At 73.8% G+C, this 11,860-nt stretch carries 8 protein-coding genes; 6 read left to right on the forward strand and 2 right to left on the reverse strand.

Going from position 1 to position 11,860, the window contains the following annotated elements; translation table 11 throughout:
- Positions 1-55 precede the first annotated feature (55 nt).
- On the forward strand, positions 56-841 hold the full coding sequence (locus tag ACIP60_RS29895) for a GNAT family N-acetyltransferase (protein WP_400690103.1): 786 nt from the start codon (positions 56-58) through the stop codon (positions 839-841).
- Here the strand turns inward: ACIP60_RS29895 and ACIP60_RS29900 are convergent.
- Positions 813-2,375, reverse strand: coding sequence for a cellulase family glycosylhydrolase (locus ACIP60_RS29900; protein WP_400690105.1), 1,563 nt, complete (start codon positions 2,373-2,375; stop codon positions 813-815). The two genes, ACIP60_RS29895 and ACIP60_RS29900, sit on opposite strands and share 29 nt — an antisense overlap.
- Before the next feature lie 226 nt (positions 2,376-2,601).
- Between ACIP60_RS29900 and ACIP60_RS29905 the strand changes: the two genes are divergently transcribed.
- Complete coding sequence (locus ACIP60_RS29905) at positions 2,602-5,520, forward strand: glycoside hydrolase family 48 protein (protein WP_400690108.1); 2,919 nt, start codon at positions 2,602-2,604, stop codon at positions 5,518-5,520.
- A 213-nt stretch (positions 5,521-5,733) separates the two neighbouring features.
- Positions 5,734-7,215: a S8 family peptidase gene (locus ACIP60_RS29910; protein ID WP_400690111.1), complete on the forward strand. Its 1,482-nt coding sequence runs from the start codon at positions 5,734-5,736 to the stop codon at positions 7,213-7,215.
- Positions 7,216-7,249: 34 nt separating this feature from the next.
- Here ACIP60_RS29910 and ACIP60_RS29915 read toward each other — a convergent pair whose 3' ends face one another.
- Positions 7,250-8,152 (reverse strand): HipA family kinase, encoded by a 903-nt coding sequence (locus ACIP60_RS29915; protein WP_400690114.1) that lies wholly within the window; start codon positions 8,150-8,152, stop codon positions 7,250-7,252.
- A 102-nt stretch (positions 8,153-8,254) separates the two neighbouring features.
- Here ACIP60_RS29915 and ACIP60_RS29920 point away from each other — a divergent pair, with 102 nt between their 5' ends.
- The 3 genes from ACIP60_RS29920 to ACIP60_RS29930 all read left to right on the forward strand — a co-directional run bounded on the left by ACIP60_RS29920 (position 8,255) and on the right by ACIP60_RS29930 (position 11,856).
- Positions 8,255-8,695, forward strand: a complete 441-nt coding sequence (locus ACIP60_RS29920) for an SRPBCC family protein (RefSeq protein ID WP_400690117.1) — start codon at positions 8,255-8,257, stop codon at positions 8,693-8,695.
- A 130-nt stretch (positions 8,696-8,825) separates the two neighbouring features.
- Positions 8,826-9,989 carry a glycosyltransferase gene (locus ACIP60_RS29925; RefSeq protein ID WP_400690120.1) on the forward strand — a complete coding sequence of 388 codons (1,164 nt, stop codon included), beginning with the start codon at positions 8,826-8,828 and terminating at the stop codon, positions 9,987-9,989.
- Positions 9,990-10,284: 295 nt separating this feature from the next.
- Positions 10,285-11,856, forward strand: coding sequence for a sugar transferase (locus ACIP60_RS29930; RefSeq protein ID WP_400690123.1), 1,572 nt, complete (start codon positions 10,285-10,287; stop codon positions 11,854-11,856).
- The last annotated feature ends 4 nt before the right edge of the window (positions 11,857-11,860 follow it).

An 11,860-nucleotide genomic window follows, 5' to 3' on the forward strand; every position in this document is an offset into this window, starting at 1 on the left:
AACGGGCCGGGAGACCCGGCGGACGACGGGACGCCGGGCGTGGTGCGAAGTTCCGATGGCGAGCTGCTGGACGGGCCGACGGGTACGGCTGCGCGCGGTCGAGCCGGAGGACGGACCGCTGCCGGCCCGGCTCTCCGCGCAGGAGGAGCGGCTCGGGGACGCGCTCGACCCGCCGCGCTCCGCCGAGGGCCGGACGACGCTGGCCGGGGAGAAGGCCGCCGCCGACCCGACCGCCGGCACCCACCGGCTGATCATCGAGTCGCTCCCCGACGGCGGCGCGGCCGGTACCGCGGTCGGCACGATCGCCGTGCACCGGGCCGACAGCCGCAGCGGGCTGTTCGAGTACGGCACCACCGTCGGCGCCGAGCACCGCCGCCGGGGCTACGCGACCGAGGCCGTCCGGCTGGTGCTGCGCCACCGGTTCGAGGAGCGCCGCCACCGCAAGGCCACCGCCCGGGTGTTCGCCCGCAACGCGCCCTCGCCGGCCCTCCAGCGGCGGCTCGGCCTCGTCGAGGAGGGCCGACTGGGCCGGCACTTCTTCGTCGCGGGCGAACACCGGGACGTGGTCCTGTTCGCCCTGTTCGCCGAGCAGTTCTTCGCCCGCCACGGCGGCCCCACCCGACTCCGAGCCGCGCCCCGCACCACGCCGCACCCCTCCTCGCGGTCCTGCCGCCGACGGGCCGGAACCCGCCGGTCGCCCCTCTCCCGCGTCCCGGTCGTCCTGGCGCGGGGTCGACCCTCCGGGAGGCGTCTCCCGGGAACGGCGCGGCCGCCCGGGGGGAGCCGGGCGGCCGCGCGGGATCGGGTCGGGGTCAGTTCACGGCGGCCAGGTGGTTCTTGAGGCCCTGGCCGAACGCGGTCGGGGTGCCGTCGAAGCCGGAGATCAGCGACGGGCCCTGGCCGCAGTCCCAGGTGTTCCAGGTCCAGCCCAGGTAGGAGACCTTGGCGGCGTCGGCCCAGGACATCACCTGGTCGATGAAGGAGTGGGCGCAGTCGTTCTCGCCGATCTCGCCGATCACCACCGGGACCTGCGCGGCCAGCGGCGCCACGGTCGAGTTCCAGCAGGACTGGTTGGAGCAGGTGTTGAAGTTGTACACGTGCCAGGCCGCGGCCAGGTTGCCCGCCGGGTCGGTCGGCTTGTGGGCCAGCCACTGGCCGAGGTCGTTGGAGTAGGCCAGGCCGCCGAGCAGGATGACGTTGTTCGCGCCCGCGGTGCGGACCGCGTTCACCAGGGTCTGCATGCCGCTGACCGGGTAGCCGATGCCGGGGCAGGCGCTGCCGCCGTCCCGCCAGCAGTTCCACGCCTGGTCGAGGCCGGAGACGGCGCGGTCCGCGTAGGGCTCGTTGAACAGGTCGAAGACCACCGACGGGTCGTTCTTGAAGGCGGTGGCGACGGAGGACCAGAAGGTCGCCGCACCCGCGCCCGGCATCGGCTTCTGGCAGGTCGAGTTGGTGTCCGAGCAGCCCGAGGAGTTGCCGGTGTAGAGGCCCTGCGTCCAGTGCAGGTCGATGATCGGGGTGAGTCCGGCGTCCCGCAGCGCGGAGACGAAGTTCTTCACCGCGGTGCGGTAGTTCTCACCCGCGTACTCCGGCTTGACGTTGGCGTAGCCGTTCCAGCAGTCCTCGTTGACCGGGACGCGGACGGCGTTGGCCTTCCAGCTCTTGATCGCGGCGATCGAGGCGGCGTCCACCGGGCCGTCGGCGAAGCCGTAGCCCTGGACGCACATGAACTCCATGCCGGAGCGGTTCACGCCGCGCAGCACCACCTGCGCGCCGTTGGCGTCCACCAGCCGGTTGCCGGAGACGCGCAGCGCCGGGGCCTTGCCGCCACCGGTACCGGTGCTCCCCGACGGCGACGGCGACGGCGACGACGAGGGGGACGGCGACGACGAGGGCGAGGGGGAGGGGGAGGGGGAGGGGGACGCCGAAGCGGACGGCGACGGCGACGGGCTCGCCGCCCCGTCGCAGGCCACGCCGTTGACGGTGAACGAGGTCGGGGCCGCGTTGGTGCCGCTGTAGGAGAAGTTGGCGCCCGCGCTGATCGAGCCGCCGACCGCGAGGGTGGTCGCCCAGGCGGGGGCGGCGACGGTGACGTTCTTGCCGGACTGGCTCCAGGTGCCGTTCCAGCCGGAGCCGGAGAGGGTCTGGTTGCCGGTGTAGGAGTAGCCGACGCTCCAGTTGTCGATCGGGGCGGTGCCGGCGTTGGTAAGTTTCACGTTCGCGGTGAAGCCGCTGCCCCAGTCGTTCGTCGTGTAGTCGACGGAACACCGGACGCCGGCGGCGGCCGCCGGGCCGGCGCCGGTGAGCGCGAGGGTGGCCGCAGCGGTCGCGGCCAGCGCCGCGACCAGCGCCGTGGTGGTGGTGCGGACGGTCATGTCCGACTCCTCGGAGGAGGGGAAAAATGGGCGCGCTCCCACAGGCCCGCCCCGAACCATAGCCAGGGGCAAGGGAGTTGCCAACACGTTCCGGCTGCGCTCACTCTCTTGACAGTGCGGATGGCCCTCCCGATATTTGGGAGCGCTCCCACAGAACGGCCCGGCGGATCCGCCCTGCGGACGACCGTCTTCGGACTCCCCCACCCACCCCCTCCGAGGAGCCGTCATGTCTCCACCTCGCACCCCCCGCAACCGGGTCCCGGCGCTCACCGCCGCCCTCACGCTGCTCGCCGCCGGCCTGTCGACCGCGGTCGCCGTCCCGGCCTCCGCCGCCGCCGTCCAGTGCTCCGTCGACTACACGACGAACGACTGGGGCAGCGGCTTCACGGCCAACGTGGCGATCACCAACCGGGGCGCCGCGGCGCTCAACGGCTGGACGCTGACCTACTCCTACACCGGCAACCAGACGCTCTCGGGCAGCGGCTGGAACGGCACCTGGAGCCAGTCCGGCAAGAACGTCACCGTCGCCGCCCCGGCCTGGGCGGCCACCATCCCGGCGGGCGGCTCGGCCACCGCGGGCGCCAACTTCTCCTACAGCGGCACCAACGCGGCCCCGACCGCCTTCGCGGTCAACGGCACCAGCTGCACCGGCGCCCACGCGGCCCCGACCACCACCCTGACCAGCCCCGCCCCCGGTGCCACCTACCAGGCGGGGGCGGCCGTCCCGCTCGCGGCGACGGCCGCGGCGGCGGACGGCGCGAGCATCAGCAAGGTCGAGTTCTACGACAACACCACGCTGATCGGCACCGCCACCAGTGCCCCGTACACCTTCACCTGGACGGGCGCGGCCAGCGGCAGCCACTCGATCTACGCCAAGGCGTACGACAGCCTGGGCGCGAGCGGCGAGTCGACCCCGGCGGGCATCACGGTGGCGGCCGGCCCGGCGATCACCGCCACCCCGCTGACCCTCTCGGTCAACCAGGGCAAGACCGGCGGCTTCGCGGTCAAGCTCAGCAGCCAGCCGAGCGCCAACGTCACCGTCACCACCACCCGGACCGCGGGCAACACCGGACTGTCCGTCAGCTCCGGCGCGACGCTGACCTTCACCCCGGCCAACTGGTCGACGGCGCAGACCGTCACGCTCACCGCCGACGCCTCCTCCACCGGCTCGGCGACCTTCACCTCCACCGCCACCGGGTACACCTCCTCGGCGGTCACGGTGACCGAGCTGGCCGCCGCCTCGGGCGTGTACAACGACCGGTTCCTCCAGCTCTACAACAAGATCAAGGACCCGGCGAACGGCTACTTCTCGCCGGAGGGCATCCCCTACCACTCGGTGGAGACCCTGCTGGTCGAGGCCCCCGACCAGGGCCACGAGACCACCTCGGAGGCGTACTCGTACCTGCTCTGGCTGGAGGCCCAGTACGGGCGGGTCACCCAGGACTGGTCGAAGTTCAACGCGGCGTGGACGCTCATGGAGACGTACATGATCCCGGGCCACGCCGACCAGCCGACCAACGCGTTCTACAACGCGTCCAAGCCGGCCACCTACGCGCCCGAGCGCCCGCTGCCGAGCGACTACCCGGCGGCGCTGGACACCTCGGTCACCGCGGGCGCCGACCCGATCGCCGGCGAGCTGAAGAGCGCCTACGGCACCGACGACGTCTACGGCATGCACTGGCTGCAGGACGTGGACAACGTCTACGGCTACGGCAACGCGCCCGGCAAGTGCGAGGCCGGCCCGAGCGACACCGGCCCGTCGTTCATCAACACCTACCAGCGCGGCGCGCAGGAGTCGGTGTGGGAGACCATCCCGCAGCCCACCTGCGACAACTTCAGGTACGGCGGCAAGAACGGGTACCTGGACCTGTTCGTCAAGGACAACTCCTACGCCAAGCAGTGGAAGTACACCGACGCGCCGGACGCCGACGCGCGCGCCGTCCAGGCCGCGTACTGGGCCGACACCTGGGCCAAGGCGCAGGGCAACGGCGCGAAGGTGGCCACCACGGTGGCCAAGGCCGGCAAGATGGGCGACTACCTGCGGTACTCGTTCTTCGACAAGTACTTCAAGCAGATCGGCAACTGCGTCGGCCCGAACAGCTGCGCGGCCGGCAGCGGCAAGAGCTCCGAGCACTACCTGCTCTCCTGGTACTACGCCTGGGGCGGCGCCACCGACACCTCGGCCGGCTGGTCCTGGCGGATCGGCGACAGCGCGGCGCACGGCGGCTACCAGAACCCGATGGCCGCGTACGCGCTGGTCAACGACCCGGCGATGGCCCCTAAGTCGGCCACCGGCAAGTCCGACTGGACCACCTCGATGGGCCGCCAGGTCGAGTTCACCCAGTGGCTGCAGTCCAGCGAGGGCGCGATCGCGGGCGGCGCGACCAACAGCTGGGAGGGCGACTACGGGACCCCGCCGGCCGGCACCCCGACCTTCTACGGGATGTTCTACGACGAGGCGCCGGTCTACCACGACCCGGCCTCCAACCAGTGGTTCGGCTTCCAGGCCTGGGGCCTGGAGCGGATGGCCGAGTACTACTACTCCAGCGGCGACCCGAAGGCCAAGGCGATCCTGGACAAGTGGGTGACCTGGGCGCTGTCCAAGACCACCTTCGCCGCGGACGGCAGCTACAAGATCCCGTCCACGCTGGCCTGGAGCGGCAAGCCGGACACCTGGAACGCCGCCTCCCCGGGCGCCAACACCGGCCTGCACGTGAGCGTGGTCGACTACACCAACGACGTCGGGGTGGCCGGCTCCTACGCCAAGCTGCTGGCCTACTACGCGGCCAAGTCCGGCAACGCGGCGGCCAAGGGCGCCGCGCAGAAGCTGCTCGACGGCATGTGGGCCAACAACCAGGACGCGCTGGGCGTCTCGGTGCCGGAGACCCGCACCGACTACAGCCGCTTCAACGAGCCGGTCTCGGTGCCGAGCGGCTGGACCGGCACCATGCCCAACGGGGACCCGGTCAACAGCGCCTCCACCTTCCTGTCGATCCGGTCCTTCTACCGGAACGACCCGTCGTTCGCCAAGGTCCAGGCGTACCTGAACGGCGGCGCCGCGCCGACCTTCACGTACCACCGGTTCTGGGCGCAGGCCGACATCGCCACGGCGATGGCGACCTACGGCGAGCTGTTCGGCGGCTGACGGGCCGTCGGCGGAGCGACCCGGCGGCTGACGAGCCGTCACCCGAGCGCGAGTGCCCGGTCCGACCGACAGCGGACCGGGCACTCGCCCGTTCTGAGGAGATTGTTTTACTCCCTCTTGATTTTTGTCATATGTGCTGAATAGTCTCCCGGCCATTCGGACGCCATCGATCACCCACGATCGCGCCGCCGACACTCGGGAGGGTCAACCCCTATGAGCGTTCCCCGGATCCGCCGTTCCGCACTCACCGCGGCCTGTCTCGCGCTCGCCACGGCCGGAGCACTGGCCCTGCCCACCGCCGGCGCGGCCGCGGCGACCGCCGACGGACCACTGCTCAGCTACGTCGTCAACACCAGGGCCAACCACGGCCAGACCCAGAAGGCCGAACGCGAGATCAGGGCGGCCGGCGGCACCGTGGTCGCCTCCTACGAGCGGATAGGCGTGGTGATCGCCCGCTCCACCGACCCCGGCTTCGCCGCCCGGCTGCGGGCGTCGAAGACCGTCGACTCGGTCGGCGCCAGCCGCACCGCGGGCATCGAGGCCGCCGACGTGGAGGGCGTCGTCCAGGAGGCCGCCGTCCCGGCCACCGCGCCCGCCGACGGCAGCGAACCGCTCTGGGCCAACCAGTGGGACATGCGGCAGATCGGCGTCGACCGGGCGCACCGGCAGACCCTCGGCAGCCGCTCGGTGGTGGTCGGCGTGCTCGACTCCGGCATCGACGCCACCCACGAGGACCTCGCCGCCAACGTCGACCCGGAGCTCTCCGCGTCCTGCCTCAGCGGCAGCCCCGACACCAGCTGGCAGTCCTGGCAGCCCACCACCAGCAGCCACGGCACCCACGTGGCCGGCACCATCGCCGCCGCCAAGAACGGCAAGGGCGTCGAGGGCATCGCCCCCGGCGTCCGGCTGGCCGCCGTCAAGGTGGTCGACGACGGCGGGTTCATCTACCCCGAGTACGCGATCTGCGGCTTCGTCTGGGCCGCCGAGCACCACTTCCAGGTCACCAACAACAGCTACTACGTGGACCCGTGGATGTTCAACTGCGCCGACGACCCCGACCAGGCCGCGGTCAGCGAGGCGGTCCGCCGGGCCGTCGACTACTCGCGCCGCAACGGCGTGCTCAACGTCGCCGCCGCGGGCAACGAGAACATCGACCTGGCGCACAAGACGGTCGACGTCTCCAGCCCCGACGACACCGTCCCGGCCACCCGGCCGATCGGCGCCGACTGCCTGGACCTGCCCGCCGAACTGCCCGGCGTGGTCGCGGTCTCCGCGATCGGCGTCAAGGGCGACAAGTCGTACTACTCCAGCTACGGCCTGCACAAGGTCACCGTGGCGGCCCCCGGCGGCGACAGCCGCTACCAGGTGCCGGACACCCCGGACGCCAAGGGCGGGGTGCTCTCCACCCTCCCCGGCGGCACGTACGGCTACATGTCGGGCACCTCGATGGCCTCCCCGCACGTGGCCGGGGTGGCCGCGCTGCTCGCCTCCACCCACCCGTGGGCCGGCCCCGAGCAGCTGCGCGCCCTGCTGGTCGACCAGGCCGACCCGCACGCCTGCCCGACCGGCGGGGTCCTCGACCCGGGCGGCACCGGGCTCTACCGGGCCACCTGCGAGGGCTCCGGACACGACAACGGCTTCTACGGCGCGGGCGTGGTCTCCGCCGCCAAGGCCGCCGACCGGTGGCGCCTCTGACGCGACGCAGGGACGCCGACCGCCGGGCGGCGGGTCACCCGCCGTCGCCGACGTGCCGGGACCAGTCCGACTCCACCGGGGCCAGGCCGGCCCGGTTCGGCACCTGCTTGAGCCAGGCCGGACGGGCCGCCAGCCGCGCGGCGGCGGCCCGCTCCTCGGCGGCCCGGATCTGCTCGGGCGTCGCGAAGCCCTCCGGCAGCCAGGCGGCCGAGTGCGCCACCCGGGCGGCCAGGTGCGCCACGTACGCCTCCCGCACCGCGGCCGGCGAGTCGAAGCCCGGCTCGCCGGCCAGCCAGGCGTCCGGCACCAGCGCGGCGACCTCGCGCAGCAGTTCCGGCGTCACCAGCGGGGCGAGCGCGGCGTCGGCGGCGGCCAGGTCCGGGCCGTAGCCGCCCAGCGCGTGGCCGCTCAGGTCGTAGCGCCGGTGCACCGCGGCGGGCGCGGACGCCCAGCGGTGGTGGAAGACCAGGCCCGCGCCGTTGTCGATCAGCCACAGCCGCCCGTGCCACACCATCAGGTTGGGGTTGTGCACGCTGCGGTCGACGTTCCCGGTCAGCGCGTCCAGCCAGACCACCCGGCCCGCCTCGGCGGGGGACACCTCGATCATCCCCGGCCGGAAGTCCCGCGCGCCCGGCAGCAGGTCCATGCCCAGGTTCCGTCCGGCGCTGGCCCGCAGCAGGTCCTGGATCTCCTGGTCCGGCTCGTCGGCGGCGACCGCCGGGTCGAAGTCCACCAGCACCAGCGGCGGCACCCGCAGCCCCAGCCGCCGGGCCAGCTCGCCCACGATCACCTCGGCCACCAGGGCCTTCACGCCCTGCGCCGCCCCGGTGAACTTCACCACGTACGTCCCCAGGTCGTCGGCCTCCACCACCCCGGGCACCGACCCGCCCGCCCGCAGCGGGTCGACATAGCGCAGCGCCTTCACCTCGTCGAGCATCCGCCCACCCTAACGCGGGGACCGCCCCGGGTTTGGCGGCCGGTCGCGGCGGTGGTTGGCTGGGCGCGACCGTCGAGCAGCCGACCGAGGAGATGTGAAGCGATGGGCAAGGTGCACGCCACCACCGAGCGGACGTACGGGGCCGACCCGGCGCGGGTGTACGAGGCGCTGGCCGACTACGAGGTGACCCGGCCGAAGCTGCTGCCCGCGCAGTACAGCGAGTACGAGGTGCGGGCCGGCGGCCGGGGCGCCGGGACGCAGGTGCACTGGAAGCTCCGGGCGACCGAGAAGCGGGTCCGGGACTGCCTGTTCACGGTGTCGGCGCCCGGCCCGGAGAAGCTGGTGGAGACCGACGCCAACTCCTCGATGGTGATCACCTGGACGGTGGCGGCGGACGGCGGGAGCGGCAGCCGGGTCACCGTGGAGGCGAGCTGGACCGGCGCCACCGGGATCGGCGGCTTCTTCGAGCGCACCTTCGCGCCGAAGGGCCTCAACCGGATCCACGACCAGGTGCTGGCCAACCTGGCGGCCGAACTCGGCTGAGCCGCCCCGAGCCCCGGCAGCACTCGGACACCCGTACGGCGCGTCATCCGTACGGGTGTTCTGCTTCCCCGGGACGGGTGAAGCCGGCCCGGTCGGCGGTCGCCGTCAACTTAGGCTCCGGGCCGTGCAGATGACGATCCTTCATGTGTCCCAGCCGGTCGACGGCGGGGTGGCCCGGGTGGTGGTGGACCTGGTGCGCGGGCAGCGCGCGGCCGGGTGCCGGGTGCTGGTGGCCTGCCCGCCCGGCGGCCGGCTCGCCCGCGAGGCCGCCGCGGCCGGCGCCCGGGTGCTGGACTGGCCCGCCGAACGCTCGCCCGGCCCGTCCACCGCCGGGGAGGTGTGGCGGCTGCGCCGGCTGGTCCGCCGGGTCGGGCCGGACGTGCTGCACCTGCACAGCGCGAAGGCCGGGCTGGCCGGGCGGCTGGCGGCCCGCGGCACCCCGGCCACCGTGTTCCAGCCGCACGCCTGGTCGTTCGCGGCGGTGGAGGGGGCGATGGCCGGGGCCAGCCTGCGCTGGGAGCGGCACGCCACCCGCTGGGCCCGCACCGTGCTGTGCGTCAGCGAGCGGGAGCGGGCGGACGGCGAGGCGGCCGGGCTGGTCGCCGATTGGCGGGTGGTGCCCAACGGCGTCGACCTGGAGCACTTCGCACCCGCCGACCCGGCGTCCCGGCGGGCCGCCCGGATGACCCTGGGCCTGGACCGGGCCGACCCGCTGGCGGTGTGCGTGGGGCGGCTGTGCCGGCAGAAGGGCCAGGACGTGCTGCTGGACGCCTGGACCGGGGTGCAGCTGGCCCGCCCGGCGGCCCGGCTGGTGCTGGTCGGCGGCGGCCCGGACGCCGAGGCGCTGGCCGAGCGGGTGCGCGGGCTGCCGGACCCGTCCCGGGTGCGGATGGTGGGCGACGTGGCCGATCCGCGGCTGTGGCTGGCGGCGGCCGACCTGGTGGTGCTGCCCTCGCGCTGGGAGGGGATGGCGCTGGCGCCGCTGGAGGCGATGGCCTGCGGGCGGCCGGTGCTGCTGACCGATGTGCCGGGGGCCCGGGAGTGCCTGCCGCCGGGGGAGCGGGAGCGGGCGGTGGTGCCGCCGGAGAATCCCGGCGCGATGGCCGAACGGCTGGTCGAATTCCTGGGCGATCGGATCGAGTGCGAACGGCGCGGTCTGCTGGCCCGGTCATACGTGGCAGATCATCACGATATCCGGGGAGTGATTCAGCAGGTGGCGGCGGTGTACCGGACGATCGTTCGGACCGGGGTGGTCCCGGCGGGCCGCACCGGCCGTGTCCCGCAGCGGTTCTGATCGTTTGTCAGGCCGTGAACGCCCGCCCGCGCAGGTGCGGCCTTCTTCCCTGAAAGTCTGATTATTGGGCGGGTGGAATGAAATGGCATGTCAGCCTCCTGCGTGCCGGTCGGCGTTCGGTAATGTCTGATTTTGCCTGCTTCGTCTCCATTTTCGGTAGCGGAATGGCCGACCGCCTCTCACGGCAGCAGGTGCTTACCTGGACCGCGTCCACCGGGTCGAGGCGCCGAGCCGGCGCGCGTCCGGTCCGACTGCCCGGCCGCGGCGGGTACACAGCAGGGGAGTTCGTGCGCTGATGACCATTGACCACGAGAGCGTGCCGCGACCGGGCAGAACGCTGACGGGTCCCGGCCGCCCCGGCGGTCGGGCGGGCACCGGGCCCGGTGCCGGGCCCGGCACCGCACCCGGCGCCGGCGTGCTCGACCGGCCGCGGATCCGGACGAAGGGCCGGCCCAAGTCCCGGGCCGCCGCCCCCCGGACCTCGGCCGGGGTCGGCCGGCACCGCGGCCGGCTGCACTCCCGGGTCGCCCTCCCGCTGGCCCTGGCCGCCGCCGACACCCTGGCGGTCGGCCTGGCCGCGGCCGCGACCACCCCCGCCGGCACCCGCCCGGTCGCCACCGCCGCCCTGCTGCTGCCCGCGCTGCTCCCGCTCAACCTGGCCGGCGGCCTCTACCGCACCCGGCTCAGCCTCTCCGCCCTCGACGAACTCCCGGGCCTGGCCGCCCGCGCCGCCGTCGCCACCGCCTTCGCGATCACCGCCGACACCTGCCTGGCCGGCCGCTGGGCCGACCTCGGGCCGGTCAGCCCGCTGCGGCTGCTCGCCCTGCTGCTCCTGCTGCTCCCGCTCGCCGCCCTCGGCCGGGCCTTCGTCCACCACCTCACCCGCCGGACCCGCCGCCGCCGCCCCAGCCCGGTGCTGATCCTCGGCGCGGGCGAACTCGGCCAGCGGATCGCCGCGGTGCTCACCGACCACCCCGAGTACGGCCTGCGCCCGGTCGGCTACCTCGACCCCGACCCGGTGCTGCTGCCGGCCGGCGCCCCGCTGCCGGTGCTCGGCGGGCGCGAGGTGCTCGGCCGGGTGCTGCGCCGCTACCGCATCCACCACGTGCTGGCCACCGCCGGCGCCGCCGACGAGGCCGAGACGCTGGCCGCGCTGCGGCACGCCGCCCGGCTCGGCTGCCAGGTCTGGCTGGTGCCCGGCCTGCGCGAGTTCGACGCGGTCCGCGGCGCGGGCGACCACCTCTGGGGCTTCCCCTGCCTGCGCCTGGAGGCCCCCGCGATGCGGCGCGGCGGCTGGGTCGTCAAGCGCGGCTTCGACATCGTCTCGGCCGGCCTCGGCCTGCTGCTGATCTCCCCGCTGCTGGCCGCCTGCGCCCTCGCGGTGCGCTGGGACACCGGCCCGGGCGTGCTCTTCCGCCAGCAGCGCACCGGCCTGGACGGCCGGGTCTTCACCGTCCTCAAGTTCCGCACCCTGCGCCCCTCCAACGAGCACGAGTCGGCCACCCGCTGGAACATCGCCCAGGACCACCGGATGGGCGCCATCGGCAAGTTCCTGCGCAGGACCTCGCTGGACGAGCTGCCCCAGCTGTGGAACGTGCTGCGCGGTGACATGAGCCTGGTCGGCCCGCGCCCCGAACGCCCCTACTTCGTCATGCGGTTCGGCCAGGCGTACCCCGAGTACGCCGACCGGCACCGGGTCCCGGTCGGGCTGACCGGCCTGGCCCAGGTCAACGGACTGCGCGGGGACACCTCGATCGAGGACCGGGCGCGCTTCGACAACCGCTACATCGAGGGCTGGAGCCTGTGGGGGGACGCCAAGATCCTGCTCCGCACCGCCGCCCTGGCAGTCCGCCCGGACGGGAGCTGAACCC

The organism is Kitasatospora sp. NPDC088783, assembly GCF_044750705.1.
GTDB lineage: Bacteria > Actinomycetota > Actinomycetes > Streptomycetales > Streptomycetaceae > Kitasatospora > Kitasatospora fiedleri.